The sequence below is a fragment of the Streptomyces sp. LE64 genome, assembly GCF_052606915.1.
In genome coordinates, this window is sequence record NZ_CP199708.1 from 3,448,593 (window position 1) to 3,468,777 (window position 20,185).

Annotated in this window: 18 protein-coding genes, 5 tRNA genes and 1 riboswitch; of the genes, 10 read left to right on the forward strand and 13 right to left on the reverse strand. The window is 74.8% G+C overall.

Annotated elements, in window-relative coordinates; genetic code table 11:
- The first annotated feature begins 27 nt into the window (after positions 1–27).
- The 4 genes from ACSMX9_RS15610 to ACSMX9_RS15625 are packed head-to-tail and all read left to right on the forward strand — an operon-like array spanning position 28 to position 3,846.
- Positions 28–765, forward strand: a complete 738-nt coding sequence (locus tag ACSMX9_RS15610) for a zf-HC2 domain-containing protein (RefSeq protein ID WP_445394742.1) — start codon at positions 28–30, stop codon at positions 763–765.
- Positions 762–1,631, forward strand: coding sequence for an ATP-binding cassette domain-containing protein (locus ACSMX9_RS15615; protein WP_445394743.1), 870 nt, complete (start codon positions 762–764; stop codon positions 1,629–1,631). The genes ACSMX9_RS15610 and ACSMX9_RS15615 overlap by 4 nt, the downstream gene beginning before the upstream one ends.
- A complete protein-coding gene (locus ACSMX9_RS15620; RefSeq protein WP_445394744.1) occupies positions 1,628–3,199 on the forward strand; it encodes an ABC transporter permease in 1,572 nt (523 codons plus the stop codon). The genes ACSMX9_RS15615 and ACSMX9_RS15620 overlap by 4 nt, the downstream gene beginning before the upstream one ends.
- Positions 3,184–3,846 (forward strand): hypothetical protein, encoded by a 663-nt coding sequence (locus ACSMX9_RS15625; protein ID WP_445394745.1) that lies wholly within the window; start codon positions 3,184–3,186, stop codon positions 3,844–3,846. Before ACSMX9_RS15620 ends, ACSMX9_RS15625 begins: the two co-directional genes overlap by 16 nt.
- Positions 3,847–3,867: 21 nt before the next feature.
- On the opposite strand, the gene ACSMX9_RS15630 is transcribed toward ACSMX9_RS15625, so the two are convergent.
- From ACSMX9_RS15630 to ACSMX9_RS15660, 7 genes are all read right to left on the reverse strand, one after another.
- Positions 3,868–4,260 (reverse strand): type II toxin-antitoxin system death-on-curing family toxin, encoded by a 393-nt coding sequence (locus ACSMX9_RS15630; RefSeq protein WP_445394746.1) that lies wholly within the window; start codon positions 4,258–4,260, stop codon positions 3,868–3,870.
- On the reverse strand, positions 4,257–4,451 hold the full coding sequence (locus tag ACSMX9_RS15635) for a ribbon-helix-helix protein, CopG family (protein WP_366116953.1): 195 nt from the start codon (positions 4,449–4,451) through the stop codon (positions 4,257–4,259). Before ACSMX9_RS15635 ends, ACSMX9_RS15630 begins: the two co-directional genes overlap by 4 nt.
- Before the next feature lie 124 nt (positions 4,452–4,575).
- A tRNA-Phe gene (locus ACSMX9_RS15640) sits at positions 4,576–4,652 on the reverse strand.
- 27 nt (positions 4,653–4,679) lie between these two features.
- Positions 4,680–4,754 (reverse strand) — tRNA-Asp (locus tag ACSMX9_RS15645).
- A 30-nt stretch (positions 4,755–4,784) separates the two neighbouring features.
- A tRNA-Glu gene (locus tag ACSMX9_RS15650) sits at positions 4,785–4,857 on the reverse strand.
- A 123-nt stretch (positions 4,858–4,980) separates the two neighbouring features.
- Positions 4,981–5,331, reverse strand: coding sequence for a metallopeptidase family protein (locus tag ACSMX9_RS15655; RefSeq protein WP_351249210.1), 351 nt, complete (start codon positions 5,329–5,331; stop codon positions 4,981–4,983).
- A 40-nt stretch (positions 5,332–5,371) separates the two neighbouring features.
- Positions 5,372–5,956, reverse strand: coding sequence for a hypothetical protein (locus ACSMX9_RS15660; protein WP_445394747.1), 585 nt, complete (start codon positions 5,954–5,956; stop codon positions 5,372–5,374).
- Between the two features lie 499 nt (positions 5,957–6,455).
- Here ACSMX9_RS15660 and ACSMX9_RS15665 point away from each other — a divergent pair, with 499 nt between their 5' ends.
- Both ACSMX9_RS15665 and ACSMX9_RS15670 read left to right on the forward strand, forming a co-directional pair.
- Complete coding sequence (locus tag ACSMX9_RS15665; RefSeq protein WP_445394748.1) at positions 6,456–8,750, forward strand: DEAD/DEAH box helicase; 2,295 nt, start codon at positions 6,456–6,458, stop codon at positions 8,748–8,750.
- Positions 8,751–9,006: 256 nt separating this feature from the next.
- Positions 9,007–9,082 (forward strand) — tRNA-Lys (locus ACSMX9_RS15670).
- Between the two features lie 259 nt (positions 9,083–9,341).
- Here ACSMX9_RS15670 and ACSMX9_RS15675 read toward each other — a convergent pair.
- Together ACSMX9_RS15675 and ACSMX9_RS15680 are read right to left on the reverse strand one after the other, a co-directional pair.
- Entirely contained in the window at positions 9,342–9,653 is a 312-nt protein-coding gene (locus ACSMX9_RS15675; protein ID WP_351249205.1) for a hypothetical protein, read from the reverse strand.
- A gap of 9 nt (positions 9,654–9,662) precedes the next feature.
- Complete coding sequence (locus ACSMX9_RS15680; protein ID WP_351249203.1) at positions 9,663–9,818, reverse strand: hypothetical protein; 156 nt, start codon at positions 9,816–9,818, stop codon at positions 9,663–9,665.
- A gap of 183 nt (positions 9,819–10,001) precedes the next feature.
- On the opposite strand from ACSMX9_RS15680, the gene ACSMX9_RS15685 reads away from it, so the two are divergent.
- The 4 genes from ACSMX9_RS15685 to ACSMX9_RS15700 all read left to right on the forward strand — a co-directional run bounded on the left by ACSMX9_RS15685 (position 10,002) and on the right by ACSMX9_RS15700 (position 14,076).
- Positions 10,002–10,075: transfer RNA gene (locus tag ACSMX9_RS15685), tRNA-Met, on the forward strand.
- Between the two features lie 147 nt (positions 10,076–10,222).
- Positions 10,223–11,374: a PP2C family protein-serine/threonine phosphatase gene (locus ACSMX9_RS15690; RefSeq protein WP_445394749.1), complete on the forward strand. Its 1,152-nt coding sequence runs from the start codon at positions 10,223–10,225 to the stop codon at positions 11,372–11,374.
- A 293-nt stretch (positions 11,375–11,667) separates the two neighbouring features.
- Positions 11,668–11,812: riboswitch (cyclic di-AMP (ydaO/yuaA leader) on the forward strand.
- Between the two features lie 10 nt (positions 11,813–11,822).
- Positions 11,823–12,929, forward strand: coding sequence for a M23 family metallopeptidase (locus ACSMX9_RS15695; protein WP_445394750.1), 1,107 nt, complete (start codon positions 11,823–11,825; stop codon positions 12,927–12,929).
- A 202-nt stretch (positions 12,930–13,131) separates the two neighbouring features.
- Positions 13,132–14,076, forward strand: coding sequence for an aldo/keto reductase (locus tag ACSMX9_RS15700; protein WP_445394751.1), 945 nt, complete (start codon positions 13,132–13,134; stop codon positions 14,074–14,076).
- A 127-nt stretch (positions 14,077–14,203) separates the two neighbouring features.
- On the opposite strand, the gene ACSMX9_RS15705 is transcribed toward ACSMX9_RS15700, so the two are convergent.
- The 4 genes from ACSMX9_RS15705 to ACSMX9_RS15720 all read right to left on the reverse strand — a co-directional run bounded on the left by ACSMX9_RS15705 (position 14,204) and on the right by ACSMX9_RS15720 (position 19,343).
- Positions 14,204–15,607, reverse strand: a complete 1,404-nt coding sequence (locus ACSMX9_RS15705; RefSeq protein WP_445394752.1) for a PrsW family intramembrane metalloprotease — start codon at positions 15,605–15,607, stop codon at positions 14,204–14,206.
- Between the two features lie 41 nt (positions 15,608–15,648).
- Positions 15,649–16,506, reverse strand: a complete 858-nt coding sequence (gene trmB / locus ACSMX9_RS15710; RefSeq protein WP_445394753.1) for a tRNA (guanosine(46)-N7)-methyltransferase TrmB — start codon at positions 16,504–16,506, stop codon at positions 15,649–15,651.
- Positions 16,507–16,545: 39 nt separating this feature from the next.
- Positions 16,546–17,763: an L-2-hydroxyglutarate oxidase gene (lhgO, locus tag ACSMX9_RS15715; protein WP_445394754.1), complete on the reverse strand. Its 1,218-nt coding sequence runs from the start codon at positions 17,761–17,763 to the stop codon at positions 16,546–16,548.
- Between the two features lie 155 nt (positions 17,764–17,918).
- Positions 17,919–19,343: an MFS transporter gene (locus tag ACSMX9_RS15720; RefSeq protein ID WP_351249195.1), complete on the reverse strand. Its 1,425-nt coding sequence runs from the start codon at positions 19,341–19,343 to the stop codon at positions 17,919–17,921.
- Positions 19,344–20,185: the final 842 nt, after the last annotated feature.

Sequence of the window (20,185 nt, forward strand, 5' to 3'; positions counted from 1 at the left end):
ACCCGCCCCGAAGAGAGGCAGCGACCCGTGAACGGGCCACCACCCCACCCCTGCGACCTGTCCGAGCTGTGGCAACGGATCGACCGAGCCACCGACGAGCCCACCCGCAGCCCGCTGGAACGGTGCGTTCTGCGCCTCGGCGTCCCGGAGCACCTCACCCGCCTCTGCGCGGCGATGCCCGCCCTGCGCCGGTCCTGGTGGGGCGGGGCCGCCCTGCTGGTCCTGCTGACCGTGGCCCTCGCCCGCTGGAGCAGCTCCCCCTCGGCGCCGCTGCCGTTCCTCGCCCTGCTGCCCGCCCTGTCGGCGCTCGCGGTCGCCGCCGTCGCCGGCCCGCGCTTCGACCCGGCGTACGTGTGGCTGGCCGTGTCCCCCCGGGGCGGCTTCCGCACCGTCCTGCTGCGCGCCGCGGCGGTCCAGGCACTGGGCCTGCCGCTGGGCGCGGTGGCCGCCGCGGGGCTCCCGCTGCCGTTCCCGCACCTGTTCGGCTGGCTCGTGCCGTCCCTGATGCTGACCGCCGTCTGCCTGGCGCTGTCGAGCCGGATGGACGCCGCCCGCGCCGTCGCCCTGACCCTCACCGCCTGGGCCGGCTGGCTCGTGGTCGGCCACCAACCCGAGCTCCCCGCGGGCACCCGACTGCTGCTGCCCGCCGCCCAACTGGCCATGGCGGCCGTCACCCTGCTGGCCGTCGGCGCGCTGATCGCCCTGCGCGACGGCTTCGACGGCCTCGACCGACCGCGCCGCACGGCCACCGGGAGGACCGCGTGAACTCGCCCGCCACCCCCCGGGTCACCCTGGACGGGGTCGGCGTCCGCTACGGGCGCCGGACCGCACTGCACGAGGTGTCCCTCACCCTGGGACCGGGCGTGACGGGGCTGCTCGGACCCAACGGCGCCGGCAAGAGCACCCTGCTGCGGGTGCTCGCCACGGCGAGCGCCCCGGACACCGGCACCCTGTCGGTGCTGGGCCTCGACCCGCTCACCGACCCCGGCCGGCAGGCCCTGCGCCGCCGCCTCGGCTACCTCCCGCAGAACCCGGGACTGCCCGGCCACTTCACCGCCTTCGACTTCGTCGACTACGTGGCGATCCTCAAGGAGTTCGGCGACCGGGAGGCCCGGCGCACGGAGGCCCGCCGGGTCCTGGAGGAGGTCGGCCTGACCCAGGACCGCAGCCGACGGATCCGGAGGCTCTCGGGCGGCATACGCCAGCGCGTCGCCCTCGCCGCCGCCGTCGTCGGCCACCCGGACCTGCTCGTCCTGGACGAACCCACCGTGGGCCTCGACCCCGAACAACGGCTGCGGCTGCGCGAACTGATCGCCCGACTCGGCGAGGACCGCACCGTTCTGCTCTCCACCCACCAGACCGAGGACGTGGCCGCCCTGTGCCACGCCGTGGTCGTCCTCGACCACGGCCGGGTGACCTTCCACGGCAGCCCCGCCGACCTCACCCGGCTCGCCCGCGGACACGTCTGGAGCAGCGCGGAGCGCGCCCCCGGCGCACTCGCCGCCTGGCGCACCGGCGCCGGAACCTTCCGCAACGTCGGCGACCCGCCGCCCGGCGCGCCCCCGGTCGACCCCACCGTCGAGGACGGCTACCTGCTGCTGCGCCACCGCACCTCCCGGAACACCGCATGAGCGCCGAACGGGCCCCGCGCGCCCAGTGGGCCCTGGCCCGCGTCGAGGCCGCCCGCACCCTGCGCCACCCGGCCCTCCTGACCGCCCTCCTCCTGTACACCGCCCTGCGGGCGTGGCAGGAGGGGAACGGCGGACCGTACGGCCCCTACCCGGTGCTCCAGGACGAGGACCGCCACACCCAGGTCCCGCTGCTCCTGCTGGCCGCGGGCGCCCTGGTCAGCACCCACCTGGCGGCCACCCGGATGCACCGGTACGGGGCCGGGCCGCTCTGGGGGGTGCTCGCCCTCCACCCGTGGCGACGGACCGCCGCCCACCTCCTCGCCGCGCTCCCGCCGGCCGCCCTCGCCGCCGTGCTGGCCGCCGCCCGCACCGCCCGGTACGCCGCCTCCCCCGACGCGGTCGGCAGCCCCGCACCGGCCGAACTGGCCACCGGCCCGGTCGTGGTGCTCCTCGCCGGCTGCGCGGGCGTGGCCCTCGCCCACCTCACCCGGTCGGCCGCCGCCGGCCCCCTCGCCGTCCTGCTCCTCGCCGTCCTGGTGCTCTGCGGCGCGCTGGGGGTGCCCGGCACCCGGTGGTGGGCGCCGGTCGGCGTGGCGGACGAGTGGACGGACCCGCTGCCCAGCGCGCTGATGCACCGGCCCGCCGGCACGCACCTCGGCTACCTGGCCGCCGTGACCGGCGCCCTGGTGCTCTTCGCCCTGGTCCGCGCCGGCGCCCGCGCCCGCGCACTGCGGCCGGCGCTGGCGCTGCTGGCCGTCACCGCCGTGGCCGTCGGCGCCGCCCAGTTCCGGCCCCTGCCCGAGGCCCTGGCGGCCCACCGGCTGGACGTCGAACGCCGGCCGGGGGACCACCAGCGCTGCCGGACCGTCGACCGGGTCACCTTCTGCGCGTTCCCCGAGTTCCTGCCCCGCACCGCGCGGTGGCGAGGGATCACCGACGGCGTCCTCGCCCGGGTGCCGACCGTCGAACGGACCGGCCGCTACGCGGTCCGCCAACGGGTCTTCCTCGACGGTCACCGTGAGGGCGTCGCCCGCCCGGCGCCGCTCGCGGCCTGGGCACGGGACGACGCCCGGCACGGCACGCCCGGCGCGGTCACCGTCGGCACCCGGTGGGACACCGACGACATGGGCGAGGACGCGGTGCTCTCCTTCGCGGTGCGCTTCGCCGACCGGGTGGTCGGCGGCCCCCGCCGCCCCGACGCACCGCCCCGGTCGGGCCGGCTGTGCGGCGCCCGCGCCGTGACCACCCTGTGGCTCGCCGCACAGGCCAACGGGCAGACCGCGGACGCCCTGCGCTCCCTGCACCGGCGCAGCTTCGGCGGCGGCATCGGCCTCACCACCCTGGGCTCGGCCGAACTTTTCTCCGTCGACGCCCCCGCTGCACGGGTCGTCCTGGACCTGCTGGACCGGCCCGCCGACGAGGTCGGCGCCCGGCTGCGGGCGTCCTGGCCCGCACTCGTCGACGAGCGCACCAGCACCGCACGGGCGGCCCGACTGCTGGGCGCGCCGGTGCGCGCGCCCGCGGACACGGCGCGGGGAGAGGAGGGCACCCGGTGCGCGGAACTCTGACCCTGTGCGCGGCCCTGGTGCCGCACCTGATGCGCGCCGCCCCCCGCACCCCGCTGGCGTGCGCGGCCCTGCTGACCCTCGCCACCGGCGCGCTGCCGCTCCTCCTGGAGGTCCGTCTCGGCCCGCAGGAAGCGGCGTCGGCGCTGCGCTGGGCGGCGGTGGTGTGCGCGGTCCCTCTCGCGTTCGCCCTGGACGACCCGGCCGCCGGCACCACCGCGACCCTGCCGTTCCCGCGGACGTTGCGCCGGCTGCTGCGGCTGGCCCTGGTCCTCGTCCCGCTGGCCGTGCTCTGGACGGGGTGCGGGCTGCTGCTGGGGCACGCGCTCGGCCCGGCCGCCGGCCCCGGGCTGGTGGCCGGGCTGTCCCCGGAGGCGGGCGCCCTGCCTGCGGTCACGGTCCTGTCGGCCGCCTTCGGGCTCCGCCTCGGCGGCGGCGAACGGGGCAGCCCCCCGGCCCTGCCGTGCGCGGTGCTGCTGGTCCCGGCCCTCGCCCTGAGCCCGGTCGGCGCCCGCGCGTTCGCCGTGCCGGACGGCGCGTCCTGGGCGGCGTCCCGGTGGCTGTGGACGCTGGCGCTGGTCGTCACCGCCGGCGCCGCGGGCGCACTCCTCGGCGAACGGGGCCCCCGGCGCGCCCCGGGCGCGGGGTGACTGCTCGTGGCCCGGGGCGCCTCACGGGACCGGGAACCACTCCGTGAGCTGTTTGGCGATCGCGGGCACGTCGAGACGGTCCTGGGCGACGGCCTCGACGAACGGGCCCGCCTCCGCGGCCGGCGGGACCGGATGCCCGGCCGGCAGGCCGTTGGCGCGCAGGAAGAAGCGCATGGCGAGCCAGGCGGTGGGCTTGTTGCCGTCGATCAGCGCGTGGTTGCGGGCGATGGCGTGTAGGAGCGCCGCCGCCTTCTCGTGGAGCGTGGGATACAGCACGGCACCGAACACGTGGGTGCGTGGTCGTTCGGTCGCCGAGACGAGCAGGCCGAGGTCGCGCACGCTGTGTGCGGTGCCGTTGATCTTGGCTGCGATGGCCAGGATCTCGTCGAGCTGGACGTGGCGGACTCCGCTCACTTCAGGTAGTCCAGGATCTCCGAGTCGGTGTCCGTCAGCTCGGCCAGGATGTCGTGCACGTTGAGTTCGGCGCGGGCCTCGGCGTCGCGGATCGCTTCGATGGCGAGGGCCTGCTTGCTGCGGCCGGTGCGCTCGGCACGCGCGGTGAGCTTTGCGTCGAGGTCGTCGGGGAGTCGGAGCGTCATCGCCACGCCCACATGATACCGCGCTGGTATCAGGTGATGCCGTGATGCCGGACTCGGATCGGGGCGGTTCTTCGCGGGGACGCACAACGAGAACGTCCCGGACGACATGTCGTCCGGGACGTTCTCGTTGTGGTGGCTGGGGCCGGGATCGAACCGGCGACCTATCGCTTTTCAGGCGATCGCTCGTACCAACTGAGCTACCCAGCCACGCAGTTCACCGAAGTGATCTGCAAGCGGTCCTGACGGGATTTGAACCCGCGGCCTCCACCTTGACAGGGTGGCGAGCACTCCAAACTGCTCCACAGGACCTGGATGTGTGACGAGCGAACTCGCACACGGTGCCCCCAACGGGATTCGAACCCGTGCTACCGCCTTGAAAGGGCGGCGTCCTAGGCCGCTAGACGATGAGGGCTATCGGCCCGCCTGCGCGCTTTCCAGCGCGTCGGGGACGTGAGAAGCATATGGGATGGCGGGAGGTATCGCCAAAACGGTTTGTGGGAGGGGCTGCGGACCGGCCCGACCGGCGCCCGTCCCCTCAGCCCCAGCCGAGTTCGTGGAGGCGGTCGTCGTCGATGCCGAAGTGGTGGGCGATCTCGTGCACCACGGTCACCGCCACCTCGTGGACCACGTCCTCGGGGGTCTCGCAGTAGCGCAGCGTCGGCCCCCGGTAGATCGAGATGCGGTCGGGCAGCACGCCCGCGTACCACTCGCCGCGCTCGGTCAGGGGGGTGCCCTCGTAGAGCCCGAGCAGTTCGGGGTCGTCGGCGGGGGGCTCGTCCTCCACGAACACCGCCACGTTGTCCATGACCCGGGTCAGTTCCGGCGGGATCGTGTCCAGCGCCTCGGCCACCAGCTCTTCGAACGCCTCTCGCGTCATCTCCAGCACCCCACCATTGTCCGGGACGGACGCCGCGACGGCCCAGGGGTCACGCCACCCGGTCGCCCGCCTGCGGCGAGGGCTCCGCGCCGAGCGGTCCGGAGGCCGTCGCCTGGCCCTGCGGCGGCGTCTCCTGGTGCGCCGAGGGCGAGGGTTCCGCCGGTGCGGGCTCCACCGGCTCGGGCGAGGGCGGGGCCGGGTCCGGCGCCGGGGGAGCGGCGGGGGTGGTGCGGGGCGGCGCGGGCGGCGGCTCCGGCGATCGGACGCTGGGTGCGCCGGGCACCACGGGCCGCGGCGGGCGGGTGGCCCGCACGGGCGGCGGTTGTCCGGGGGTGCCCGGCCGGGTGGCTTCCGGGGTGGCGGAGGCGGGGGCGGAGGGGAGCACGGACTCGGTCGCCTTCGGGTCCCCGCTGTGCTGGGTCTTCGCGTCCCGCGGTCCGGAGTGGTGGTCGTAGTCGCCGACGCCCGAGGGGCCGCCGTCGGTCTCCACGGTGCTCCCCCGGACCGGGGGCCCGGGGGAGGGCGTGCGGCCGTCCGGCCGGGCGGTCTCCTCGCCGACGCTGACGCAGCCCGTGGCGGCGACCAGCGCCGCCGCCAGGGCGGCCAGGCGAACGGGGACGGACAGGGAACGCACGGGCCACCTCCGGGGCGGGCGAATTGGCTACGGTTGTCCAACTCCCCGTCCGGGCGCGAGGACACGGAGCACGAGGAGCCGGCGGGGCGGGCGGCCCTCGCCCGTGACGGGCCGGCCGGCGTCCGAGCCGGGCCCGTCACGCGCCAACTCCCGTGCGGGAACAGGGGGAACGGTGTCCGTCCGGACTGTTGCGCGGGGGCGGACGGGGTGCTTGTTGGCGGCTTGGGGGCCTTGGGGTCGTTGGTAGGGCTTTGCGGGATCTCATGGAAGGGAGTGAGGGGGGTCACGCCACACGCATTTGCCTCGGCGGGGCCAAGGTGCGTATGGTGGTAGATCGTTTGATCCCATTTGCCCGGCGCACTCCTCGACAGAGCGAGGAACGAAGCGCGCCGCGTGTGGCGCGTACTCCCTTGCCGTGGCCTAACCGCATTGAGGCGGTCGCTAGCAGCTTCACGGAGTTTGGGCGCGTGCCGTGAACTCCGGAAGGTTCGCATTTCGCATGTCCGTTTCCCCCGCTGACCGTGTTCTCGACGTGGCCGTAGAGCCCGTGGAGCCCGCAGAGTCCGTCGAGAACACCGAGGCCACCGAGAGCACCGAGGACGCTGCGGCCCCCGCCGTCGAGGCCGCGGTGGAGCCCACCGGGTCCGTCGAGTCCGACGACTCCGCGGAGAGCGCTTCCGAGGACGACTCCCCCGAGGCCGCCGTCGAGGACGAGCAGGAGCCCACCATCACCTTCGGTGATCTGGGCCTGCCCGAGGGCGTCGTCCGCAAGCTCGCCCAGAACGGCGTCACCACCCCGTTCCCGATCCAGGCCGCGACCATCCCGGACGCGCTCGCCGGACGGGACATCCTGGGCCGCGGCCGCACCGGCTCCGGCAAGACCCTCTCCTTCGGCCTGCCGCTGCTGGCGACCCTCGCGGGCGGCCACACCGTGAAGAAGCGCCCCCGCGGCGTCATCCTCACCCCCACCCGCGAGCTCGCGATGCAGGTCGCGGACGCCCTCCAGCCCTACGGCGACGTGCTCGGCCTGAAGATGAAGGTCGTCTGCGGCGGCACCTCCATGGGCAACCAGATCTACGCCCTGGAGCGCGGCGTCGACGTCCTGGTCGCCACCCCCGGCCGACTGCGCGACGTGATCAACCGCGGTGCCTGCTCGTTGGCCGACGTCAAGGTCGCCGTCCTCGACGAGGCCGACCAGATGGCCGACCTGGGCTTCCTGCCCGAGGTCACCGAACTGCTCGACCAGGTTCCGGAGGGCGGCCAGCGGATGCTGTTCTCCGCCACTCTGGAGAACGAGATCGACACCCTCGTCAAGCGCTACCTCAACGCGCCCGTCACCCACGAGGTGGACCCCTCGGCCGGTGCGGTCACCACCATGACCCACCACATCCTGATCGTGAAGCCCCGCGACAAGGCCCCGGTCACCGCCGCGATCGCCGCCCGCAAGGGCCGCACCATCATCTTCGTGCGCACCCAGCTCGGCGCCGACCGGGTCGCCGAGCAGCTGCGCGACGCCGGCGTGCGCGCCGACGCCCTGCACGGCGGCATGACCCAGGGCGCCCGCACCCGCACCCTCGCCGACTTCAAGGACGGGTACGTCAACGTCCTCGTCGCCACCGACGTCGCCGCCCGCGGCATCCACGTCGACGGCATCGACCTGGTCCTGAACGTGGACCCGGCCGGCGACCACAAGGACTACCTGCACCGCTCGGGCCGCACCGCGCGCGCCGGTCGTTCCGGCACGGTCGTCTCGCTGGCGCTGCCGCACCAGCGTCGGCAGATCTTCCGGCTGATGGAGGACGCGGGCGTCGACGCCTCGCGCCACATCGTCGGCGGCGGCGGGGTGTTCGAGCCCGAGGTCGCCGAGATCACGGGCGCCCGCTCGATGACCGAGGTCCAGGCCGACTCGGTGTCCGGCGCCGCCAAGCAGGCCGAGCGCGAGGTCCAGGACCTGGCCAAGCAGCTGGAGCGCGCCCAGCGCCGCGCCGCCGAACTGCGCGACGAGGCCGACCGGTTGATCGCCCGCGCGGCCCGCGAGCGCGGTGAGGACCCCGAGACGGCCCTCGCCGAGGCGGCCGAGGCCGCTGCGGCCGAGCCCGCCCCGCAGGAAGCGCCGGCGGCCCCCGTCGCCGAGGAGCGCCCCTCGCACGAGCGTCGTGACGACCGCGGTGGGTTCCGTCGCGATGACCGCCGGGACGAGCGTCGTGACGGTGACCGTGGTGGTTTCCGTCGTGACGAGCGTCGTGACGACCGTGGGCGTGGTGGTTTCGAGCGTCGTGACGACCGTCCGGGCTTCCGCCGGGACGACCGTCGTGACGGCGACCGCGGAGGCTTCCGCCGCGACGAGCGTCGTGACGACCGCGGTGGGTTCCGTCGCGATGACCGCCGTGATGACCGTCGTGACGGTGACCGTGGTGGTTTCCGTCGTGACGAGCGTCGTGACGACCGTGGGCGTGGTGGTTTCGAGCGTCGTGACGACCGTGGGCGTGGTGGTTTCGAGCGTCGTGACGACCGTCCGGGCTTCCGCCGGGACGACCGTCGTGACGGCGACCGCGGAGGCTTCCGCCGCGACGGCGACCGTCCGGAGCGCGGTGGGTTCCGCCGGGACGAGCGTCCGTCCTCCGGCCACCGCAGCGGCCACGACCGCCCCTTCAACCGCGACCGTCGTGACGACCGTCCCTCGGGCGGCCACCGCACCGGCGGCCACGACCGCCCGTACGGCCGTCGTGACGACCACCGGGGCGCCGGCCTCAACCGCCGCGACGACAAGCCGCGCTGGAAGCGCAACGGCTGACCCCGGGTCCGTTCGCTGAACCGGGTGCCCGCCCCTCGTGCCGCCTGTACGTCAAGGGGCGGCACCCGGTTCGCCGTTGTTCGGGTGCGTGCCCGAAAACCAGCACGCACCCGGACGCCGATGGTGTCAGGATGAAGGTGCGCCCCGTGGCGGCGGCCCCGGCCCCTCGTCCACCCGGCCCACCGGACGCCGACCCCGCCACCACCGGGGGACAGGCCCCGCCTGTCCCTGGTGCCCCGCTATGCTCTGCGGGTAGGGGCCGTTAGCTCAATTGGCAGAGCAGTGGACTTTTAATCCATTGGTTGTGGGTTCGAGTCCCACACGGCCTACCACCGGCAGCCAGGGAAACCCTCTGACCTGCGACGGAGCGCCCCGACCGGTTTCCACCGGTCGGGGCGCTCCGTCATTCCCGGCCGCGGGCGCGCGGTGAGGGACCGGACGAACGGGGCGTCGGCGACGGGCTCCGACGCCACCGCGCCCAACGAGCGGGCGGCTGCACGGCGTTGTCGGGCGCGACGGGCGGCGCATGAGCGCCGCACGGGCCGACCCGGTCCGCACGGGACCGGACGGCCGGGCCGGCCCCCGGCGCCCTCACAGGAACTTGTTGCGGCCCGCCCCCGGGCCGGCGGCGGAGCGACGGCCGCGGGCGGGTCGGTGGCCGCGGGGGGCGCGGCGGTCGCCGTCGAGGCCGGCGGCCCTGCGCGCCCAGCGGGCGAGGGTCTCGGCCGGGAGTCCGACGCTGTCGACGATGCGGGCCGCCTTCTCGCGGCAGGCGGGTTCCTGGCAGGCGACCGGGTCGGCGGGTTCGTCCCGGGCTCGGGCGACGGGGCCGGGGGGGAGCGGCAGGGGGGCGGGCGGAAGGTACCGGGCGGTGCAGCCCAGGCAGACGTACCAGGTGCGCATGTGCGTCTCCTAGTGGGATTGGCCGGTCCCGGTGCAGGTCCCGCAGGCCCCGGTCCACCGCCGCACCAAGGGCGTCTGGCTGCCCTCCTCGTCGGTCTCGACCGTGTGCTGTTCGTGTTCGGTGAGTCCGGTGCCGCCGCACGCCGGGCAGGTCTCGTCACTCATGGGCCCAGGATGACGGGCGCCGGGCGGCCACCGTCGAGAATCCGCCGCATCGCCACCCGAACCGGGCAGCTGCCGCGGTGCGCCCGTTGACCGGGTGCCGGGTCCGCCGGGCGGGTGGGTGGGCGATAGCGGAAAAGGCGTGGTCGGAGGGGTCCGGACGTGGTGTAGAGTTGGGTTCACCGACGCGGGGTGGAGCAGCTCGGTAGCTCGCTGGGCTCATAACCCAGAGGTCGCAGGTTCAAATCCTGTCCCCGCTACTCCGTACGAAGGCCCGGAAGCCCTTGCTTCCGGGCCTTCGTCGTGCGCTGCCCTCACCCGTACGGCCCGTACGAGTCGCTGCCGGGCCGCACGGGGGCAAGCCTGGGACGGGCGGCGATCGGTACGCAGGCGGCGGGAGACGGTACGTGGGCCACGGAGGTGCACCGACCGAGGAGGAGACCGCGGAGGCCGGGGCCCGTGCGCGGACGGGGGCCGGCGGGCGTCATCGCCGCGCCCGCCGGGGCAACCGGGTCATCCGGGCGCTTCCGCTGCTGCTGATCGTGGCCGGGGTGTTCTACGACGAGCTGACCCCGTCCCGGATCACCGCCGCGCCCCTGTTGGCGGCGGCGCCGCTGGCCGCCGCCCCCTTCTACGGGCTGCTCGGCACGGTGGCCATCGGGCTCGCGGCCTGCGCCGCCATGCTGGGCGAGCGGTTCGAGGACGGCAACCTGGGGCGGGCCGAGTCCTTCACCGACCTGGCCACGATCGTCGTGGTGTCCGTCCTGGCCGTCGTCATCAACCGGCTCACCCACCGCAGCAGTGCCCGGCTGGCCTCGGCCCGGGAGGTCGCGGAGGCGGCCCAGCGGGCCGTGCTGCCGGAGCCCGCGGCCCGGATCGGCGGCTTCGACATCGCCGCCCGCTACGAGGCCGCGCAGGAGGACGCGTCCATCGGCGGTGACCTGTACGCGGTGCAGGACACCCCGCACGGGGTCCGGCTGGTGGTGGGTGACGTGCGGGGCAAGGGGATGGGCGCGGTGTCGGCGGTGGCGGTGCTCATCGGGGCCTTCCGGGAGGCCGCGGAGCAGGAGGTGACCCTGGAGGCGGTGGCGGGTCGGCTGGAACGCGCCCTCGCCCGGGAGGGAGTGCGCCGGCGCGAGGTCGACGACTTCGAGGGGTTCACGACCGCGGTGCTCGCCGAACTGCCGCACGGTCAGGACGTGGTGCGGATCCTCAACCGGGGGCACCCGACACCGCTGCTGCTGGTCCCGGACGGGGGGTTGACCGTGGTGTTCCCGCGCCGTCCGGCGCTGCCGTTGGGCATGCTCGACCTGGGGGTGTGGCCCGACTCCTGTGACCAGGTGGACTTCCCGCCGGGGGCGACCCTGTTGGTGTACACCGACGGACTGTCCGAGGCCCGGGACGGGCGGGGGGAGTTCTTCGATCCGGCGCGGTGGCTGCGGGGCCGGGCCTTCTCCGGTCCGGAGGAGCTGCTGGCCGCCCTCACCCAGGAGGTCGTCCGGCACACGGGCGGGGGGCCGGAGGACGACCTCGCCATGTTGGCGGTGCGGCGGCCCTGACGCCTCCGGCGGCGGGGGCGGTGCCCCGCCGTCCGGCGGCCTCCCATCAGCCCCCTCACCCCCTGTAGTCACGGCTTCGCGTTCCGATAACAACTGAGTATCCGTCAGGGAAAAAAGTGCCTCGCCGAGGAATATTGTCCGACCGTCAACTCGCCCGGATGCGCCCCTCCGTGTCCTGATAAGTCCCTGCTGTGAGCGCTAACGATCACTCGGAAGCGCTTGGAATCCGAGCCCCGGGTCTATTAACGTTCGATAACGCAGCGCGGTCGTCCCAGCCGTCACAGAGGCGGCTCCGTGCGCACGCGCCGAATCCCGCGAGGGAACCGGGGAACCACCACCTTGGGGTGAATCGGGCCGCCTTCCCGCGAAGGCGACCCGTAGGAGACCTTCCTGCTCCGAACCCGTCAGCTAACCCGGTAGGCGAGAAGGAAGGAAGGAGTACGCCTCAGTGGCGTCCAATCGGCCTGCCCCCGAAGCCCCTCACGCGTCCACGACCGTCGAGGACGGGACCCATTCCCCCTACCAGCGGGTGTACGGCCCCGAGGTCACCGAGGGCGAGGCGCGGGAGGTCTGGAACCCCACCGCCGACACCGTCCGTCCGGTGCGCGGTCGCCACCGCGTCGCCAAGCAGCGCGGCGGGCTCGCCCGCAGCTCCACGGTCCTGGGCGTCGGCGTCATCGCCGCGGTCGGCGCGGGCGGCATCGCCACCGCGCAGGGCGGCAAGCCCCCCATCAAGATTTCGATGCCCGACCTCGACCTCGGCTCGATCATGCCCGGGGACTCCGCCGAGGAGCCCCAGCAGAAGGCCGCCGCCACCCCCGCCGTGGCCCCCCTGACCGGTGCCGGCGTCACCACCGCCGACGCCGCCCGGGGCGCCACCGACGCGGGCGAGGCCCTGCGCACCCGCATCCTCCAGCAGGCCGAGCAGCAGCAGGACCAGGCCGAGGCCGCGGCCCGCGCCGCAGCCGAGAAGGCCGCCGTGAAGAAGGCCGCCGAAGCCGCCGCCGAGGCGGAGGCCAAGGCCGAGGCCAAGGCCAAGGCGGAAGCGAAGGCCAAGGCGGAGGCCAAGGCGGAGGCGGAGCGCAAGAAGGCGGCGGCCGAGGCGGCGGCCAAGGCCGCGCAGGCCGAGAAGGAGCGCCTCGCGAAGCTCGCCAAGAGCTTCACGCTCCCCCTCTCCTCCTACACGCTGACCTCCTCCTACGGGCAGTCCGGTGCGATGTGGTCCTCCGGCGCCCACACCGGCCTCGACTTCGCGGCCGGCGCCGGCACCCCGCTGAAGGCCATCGGCAGCGGCACCATCACCCAGGCCGGTTGGTCCGGCTCGTACGGCTACCGCACGGTCCTCACCCTCGACGACGGCACCGAACTCTGGTACGCCCACCAGTCGTCCATCAGCGTGAGCGTCGGCCAGAAGGTCACCACCGGCCAGTTCATCGGCTCGGTGGGCTCCACCGGCAAGAGCACCGGCGCCCACCTGCACCTGGAGGTCCACCCCGGCGGCGGCGCCGCCGTCGACCCGGCCGCGTTCCTGCGCGGCAAGGGCCTCAGCCTCTGACCCTCCCGGGTCCGAGGCCCCCCGTACCCACCCGTCACCCCCACAGGCGCCCGGCGCACCTCCGCACGCGGTCGTGCGCCCGGTTCCGCGACGGGTGTCCCCCCACACCGCGAGAGCGCCGGCGGACCGGGTTCGTCCCCTCGACGCACCAGGTCCGCCGGTCCGGGGAAGGCGTTGCCGGCCAGGGGTGTTGACTAGCACCATGACCACTCTGCGCCCGCTCGGTCCGTCCGGCCTCGACGTCTTCCCGCTCGCCCTCGGCGGCAACGTCTTCGGCTGGACCGCGGACACCTCCCAGACCTTCGCCGTGCTCGACGCCTACGCCGACGCGGGCGGCAACTTCCTCGACACCGCCGACGTCTACTCCGCCTGGGCGGACGGCAACCGGGGCGGCGAGTCCGAAACCCTGATCGGTCGGTGGATGGCCGCCCGCGGCAACCGCGCGGACGTCGTCGTCGCCACCAAGGTCGGCTCCCACCCCGACTACAAGGGCCTCTCCGCCACCACCGTCAAGGCCGCCGCGGACGCCTCCCTCACCCGGCTCGGCACCGACTACATCGACCTGTACTACACCCACTTCGACGATGTGACCGTGCCGGTGGAGGAGATCGTCGGCGCCCTGGACGACCTGGTCCGCGCCGGCAAGGTCCGGGCCGTCGCCGCCTCCAACATCAGCCCCGAACGGCTCCAGGAATCACTGGACTTCTCGGACCGCGAGGGACTGGCCCGCTACGCGGTCCTCCAGCCCGAGTACAACCTCGTCGCCCGCGACAGCTACGAGGGCCCCCTCCAGCAGGTCGCCTCCCGCAACGGGCTCGCGGCCGTGCCCTACTTCTCGCTCGCCTCGGGCTTCCTCACCGGCAAGTACCGGCCCGGCACCCCCGTCGACAGCGCCCGCTCCGGTTCGGCCTCCCGCCACCTCGCCACCGACCGCGGCCGGCGGGTGCTCGCCGCCCTCGACGCGGTCGCCGCGGAGCGGGGCGCCGAGCCCGCCACCATCGCCCTCGCCTGGCTGGCCGCCCGCCCCACGATCGCCGCCCCGCTGGCGAGCGCCCGCACCCCCGAGCAGCTCACCGCCCTCCTCGCGGTGGCGGAGCTGGAACTCACGGACGCCGAACTCTCCCTGCTCACCGAGGCGTCCGCCTGACGCCCGCCCGGGTCCCGGGCCGCTCGCGGTCCGGGACCCGGAGCGGGTAGGGCCTTCCCCTCCACCGGCTCCCGCCACTGCGGGGCCCGGCCGTGGCCGAAGAAGCCCCGCTCAGGACGGAGTCGGGTCAGCCCTGCCCCTCGGCCGGCCGGCCGAGGGCGGTGCCCGGCGCCGGCACGGGCGCCCAGGGGGACGGTGGCCCGTAACCGGGGTGCCCGTGGGGGAACGGCGCGCCGTAGCCGTACGCGGGCGGGGGCAGTACCGACCAGGGCGCGGTGAGCAGGGCGCCGTGCACCAGGGACGGACGCACGGCGTGCCGGCGGTCCCACAGGGCGTCCAGCAGCCGGCGTTCCCGGGCGAGGAAGTCGGGGCCCGCGGCGCCGCTGGAGCCCCGGTGCCGGAGGAGCGCCAGCGCGGTGGCGTCGTCCTGGTAGGCGCGGACCGTGCGGCGCAGCGGGGCGCCGCCGTGGTGGCGGGCGTGGTCCAGGGCCAGGGTGCGGGCGCGCAGCGAGCCGAGGGCGAAGGGTTCCGGGAAGGCGAGCCAGCCCGCCGCGACGTAGTCGGGCAGCACCTCGCGCAGGACCTTCAGTTCCCGTTGCCGGGTCCGGAGCGTCCACCAGGTCACCACGCCGAACACGGGCACCATGAACAGCCCGTACACCAGGAAGAATCCGGCGTCGCCGAAGGTGGTGGACCCGTTCCACAGGGCGTGCAGCCCCATGGCGAGGAGCAGCCCGACGGCGGGGGCCAGGGCGCGCCGCACGCGTTGCCGGGGCGGCAGCAGTGCGGCCAGCCCGAAGCCGAGGCCGGTGACCACGGTGAACAGGGGGTGGGCGAACGGCGACAGCACGACCCGGACGAGGAAGGTCATCAGGGTGAGGGAGGCCAGCCCGGTGTCCCCGCTGGTGCGGTCGGTGTCGAAGGCGGTGCCGAGGTAGAGGACGTTCTCGACGAACGCGAACCCGGTGGCGGTCACTCCGGCGACCACCACCCCGTCGAGGAGGCGGGTGAGGCCCCGCCGGTGGAACACGAAGACCAGCAGGATGGCCGCGGCCTTGGCGGACTCCTCCACCACCGGGGCGACGACCGTGGCCCCCAGGGTGTCCGCGCCGTCCGGGTCGGCGGTCTCGTCGGCTATCCAGTGGACGGCGTAGCTGTTGGCGACGATGGAGATGAGCGCCGCGGCGCAGGAGCCCCAGGCGAAGCAGAAGGCGGTGTCCCGCCAGGGCCGCGGCGCCACCCGGTTCAGCCAGTGGAAGGCGGCCAGCAGCAGCGGCACCGGCAGCACGGCCAGAGCGAGCCCCACCAGGAACCCCGGGGTCCCGGTCTCCTCGCGGACCAGGGCCAGCAGCACGGTTCCGCACAGGGCCAGCACTCCGGCGCCCGCCCCGATCGTCACGCGCCGCCGCCGCCACCAGCGCGCGCGGGGCGGCGCTGCGGGCGGGGCGGGGGGAAGGTCGGGCAGGGCGGCGGGTGCGGGACCGGGCGGAGCGCCGTCCCCGGTCGGGCGTCGCGCGGGAGTGGTGGCCATCGCCACGACCCTACGGCGCCGTCCGCCCCGGAGGCGATGCCCTAGCGGTCGTCCCCGGCCCGTACCGACCTGCGGAACAGCACGTCACGCACCACGTGCCCCTTCTCCAGCCCCTGACCCTCGAAGCGGGTGCGCGGTCGGAACGCGGGTCGGGGTGCGAAGCCGCCGTCGGCTTGCACGTTCTGGAAGTCGGGGTGGGCGGTGAGCACCTCTAGCATCTGCTCGGCGTACGGTTCCCAGTCCGTCGCGCAGTGCAGCAGGGCGCCCGGCTTCAGCCGGCTCGCGGCCAGCGTCAGGAACTCGGGCTGGACGATGCGCCGCTTGTGGTGCCGCTTCTTGGGCCAGGGGTCGGGGAAGTACACGCGCAGCCCGTCCAGGCTGTCGGGCGCCAGCATCCGGCTGAGCAGGATGATCGCGTCCCCGTTGGCGACCCGGACGTTGTCGAGGCCCGCCTGGTCGGCGAGGCCCAGCAGATGGCCCTGGCCGGGGGTGTGGACGTCCACGGCGAGGATGCCGGTGCCGGGGTCCTCGGCGGCCATCCGCGCGGTGGCCTCGCCCATGCCGAAGCCGATCTCCAGCACCACGGGCAGCCCGCCGAAGAGTTCGCCGAGGTCGAGGACGCGGCTGCCGTCGACGTCGAGGCCCCAGGCGGGCCAGAGGCGGCGGATGGCGTCGCCCTGCCCCCGGGTGACCCGGCTACGGCGGGGCTGGAAGCTGCGGATGCGCCGGTCGAAGTGGGCGCCCGCGGGGTCGGGTGCGGGGCCCTCGCCGGGCGGGAACATCCGCGACCGGGCGGCCGGGCCGGGTGCTGCGGTCGGCTCTGGGTCCGCGGGGGCCGGGCCGGGTGCTCCGGTCAGCGGGGCGCGGGGACTCTGGAGTGATTCGTCATGCTCGGACACAGTGCCTGCGATTCTACGAAAGGCCGGGGCACCGTCGGCTCAGTCGTCGGTGGCGGTCAGCATCCGCAGCGCCCGGCCGGCGACCTCCCGTCCGATCGGCAGGGAGGCCGTGGCGGCGGGGGAGGGGGCGTTCAGCACGTGGACGGTGCGGGGGCCTTCGCGCAGCAGGAAGTCGTCGACCAGGGTGCCGTCCCGCAGCACGGCCTGGGCGCGGACGCCGGCCGCGGTCGGTATCAGGTCGTCGGCGGTGACCGAGGGCAGCAGTCGGCGCACCGCCCTGGTGAACGCCTTCTTCGACAGGGAGCGGTGCAGTTCGCCGCCGCCGTAGCGCCAGTGGCGGCCCGCGATCCGCCAGGAGCCCGGCCAGGACAGGGTGCCGGCCAGCTCCCCGGGGTGCAGGGTGCGCCAGTCGTAGCCCTCGCGGGCGAGTGCGGGGACGGCGTTGGGGCCGACGTGCACCCCGCCGTCGATGCCGCGGGTGAGGTGCACCCCGAGGAAGGGGAAGGCCGGGTCGGGCACCGGGTAGACCAGGCCGCGCACCAGCTCGGGCCGGGCCAGTTCGTAGTACTCGCCGCGGAACGGGACGATCCGGACGTCGGGGTCGTCGCCGCTGAGCCGGGCGATGCGGTCGCAGTGCAGCCCGGCGCAGTTCACCAGCACCCGGCCGCGCAGCACCTCGCCGGTGGCGGTGAGCACGGCGACCCCGCGGTCGGGCCGGCGGTCGATGCGGACGGCCTCGGCGCCGTAGCGGATCTCCGCGCCGGAGTCCTCGGCGAGCCGGCGGGCCACCGCCGGGTAGTCGCAGATCCCGGTGGTGCCGACGTGGATCGCGGCGATGCCCCGCACCGCGGGTTCGGCCTCCGCGATCTGCGTGGGGCCCAGCTCGCGCACCGGGATGCCGTTCTCCCGGCCGCGTTGGACCAGGCCGTGCAGCCGGGGCAGCTCGGCGCGGCCGGTGGCCACGATCAGCTTCCCGGTGACCTCGTGCGGGATGTCGTGTTCGGCGCAGAACTTGACCATCTCGGCGGCGCCGGTGACGGCGTACCGCGCCTTGAGGGAGCCCGGGCGGTAGTAGACCCCGCTGTGGATCACCCCGCTGTTGCGGCCGGTCTGGTGGAGGGCGGGGCCCGCCTCCTTCTCCAGCACGGTGACCCGGGTGCCCGGGGCGGCCCGGGTGATCGCATGGGCCGTGGACAGCCCGACGATACCGCCACCGATCACCAGCACATCGCAGTCGTACGCCACCACGCGCCTCACCTCCCGCTCCCGATAATGCACTGTGCCACTGACAGCGGTGTCAAACCCGACCGGGTCGGTTTTGACGCAGGTCACGTCGGCACGGGGCCCGGAAGGGCTCGACGGGGGCCGCGGAGGGGCCGGCGGACGGAGCGCCGACCGTCACCGGGGCCGGGTCAGGCCGGTGCCATCAGCAGCGGGCGGGCCCGTTCGCGCAGCTCGACCACCCGGGGTTCGTCCCCGTAGGGCTCCAGGCGGTGCAGGAGGTCGCGCACGTACTCGGTGGTCCGCGCGGAGGAGATCCGGTTGGCGACCTCCACGGCGCGCACGCCCTGGGCGCACGCCGCGTCGAGGTTGCCGGACTCCAGTTCGGCGACCGCGGACACCACCAGCCGCAGCCCGTGCGAGCGGACGAACTCCTCGGTGGGCTGGGACAGCGCGTGCTCGGTGAAGCGCCGGACCTCGCGGGGGGCCTTGAGGTCGCGGTAGCACTCCGCGGCGTCCGCGGCGAACCGGTCGTAGGAGTAGAAGCCGAGCCAGGTGGGGTCGTGGTCGCCGTCGCGGGAACGTTCCAGCCAGCCCTCGGCGGCCTTGAGCGCCGTCCCGGCGGCCGCCGCGTCCCCGGCCCGGGCGTGGGCGCGGGCCTCCACCAGGCGGAAGAAGCTCATGGTCCGGGCGGTGGCCAGGCCGCGGTTGCGTTCCAGGGCGGCCTGCGCGAGGTCGACGCCCTCGTCGCCGAAGCCCCGGTACGTCGCCTGGAGCGACATCGAGGCCAGCACGTACCCGCCGAGGGGGACGTCCGCCGCCGCCCGGGCCAGCCGCAGGGCCTGGATGTAGTACCGCTGGGCGGCCTCCTGCTGCCCGGTGTCGAAGGCCATCCAGCCGGCGAGCCGGGTCAGTTCAGCGGCGGCGCCGAACAGGGCGCGGCCTACCTCGTCGGAGTAGGAGCCGAGCAGCAGCGGCGCGGCCTCCACCCTTAAGCACTCGGGCACCATCGAGGAACGCCAGTCGCCGCCGCCGTACTTGGAGTCCCAGCGGCGGGCGTCCTCGGCGGCCTCGCGGAGCTTGGTGACGTCGCTGTGGCCGACCTTCAGCGCGGAGCCGCTGTCCTCGGCCGGGTTGGCCTCCCGGGCGACGGAGTTGTCGGCGGGGGTGATCAGCCAGCGGGAGGTGGGCGTGGCGTACGCGCTCACCGCGAAGGAGCCGGCGAGGGACTGCCAGATGCCGCCACTGCCGGCCCGCCGTCCGGCCAGATCCAGCCGGTACAGCTCGGTCGCCGACTTCACGGCGGCGCCGACGTCCCGGGGGAACGCGAGGCCCACCTCGGGCGCCGGGTCGGCGTCGGCCAGGCCGATCTCGTGCAGGGGGACCGGGCGGCCCAGCTTCTGGCCGATGGCGGCGGCGATCAGGTGCGGGGCGGCGCCCTGCGGCACCATGCCCTTCGACACCCAGCGGGCCACCGAGGTCTTGTCGTACCGCAGCGTCAGACCGCGTTGGGCGCCGAGGTCGTTGACCCGGCGGGCGAGTCCGGCGTTGCTGATCCCGGCGAGGGCGAGTACGGCGCCGAGCTTCTCGTTCGGTCCGCGTTGCTCCCTGGACATGCGCCACCCCTCGACACAGACGGCCGCCGCCGCGGTGCTGACCGCGCGGCATTCGCGTCGCGCCCCCCGGGGGCGTACCGGGTGCCGGCCGCATGAGCGGTTGGCCGTACCCGGAGGTATATGCCCCTGTGAAACACAGACACACACAGCGTAGTTCGGCGCATCCCATGCGTTAAGAGGCATAGTTCCGGATGGCGAGATTGTGGCGGCGACCCCCGTCCGCCCCCCGATCACTGTGTGCTCCACACGTGTGGCCGTGCGCCCGTCCGTGCGCTCTTCTCCGTCCGGGGGCCGGTGGGTTCCATGGATGGTGCGTGGGTCGGCCCGCTGAACAGGTTCCAGTGGGCTGGGGGACACCGCCGCCTTCATCCCCGCGGGTGGCGGACCGGTCCGGGAGGCGAACACCGCCTCCCGGACTGCACGTTGTGTCCACACGGGTCCACACGGGAGCCCTCGGGGCGCTTCGGCCCGCCCAAGTTGGCCGAATATCGCCCCTGTTGCCGTTGATTCCGCAAGCTCTTCGCGCTGGAACACCCCGGTGCGCGCCGTCCGTTCCGTGCGCCGGAGCTCCGGTCCCGCGCCCACTCCCCGGGGGAGGAGCCCGCGACGCTGGCGGCCAAGCGCCCCCAGAACCACCCGAACCCGGGTCCGCGCCGGGGCGCGGACCGGTCGGCGACCCGACCCGTCCACCGTATACACCCGATCGACGACCCGACCGCACCGGCGGGGTTCGGATGAGCCGCCTCCCGGCCGACGAACCGTCACCCCTGGTCGCGCCGCCCGCTCCCCGGGGCGCTCAGGGAGCGGACGGGGGGCGCGTGCAGCGCGCAGCTCTCCGGCCC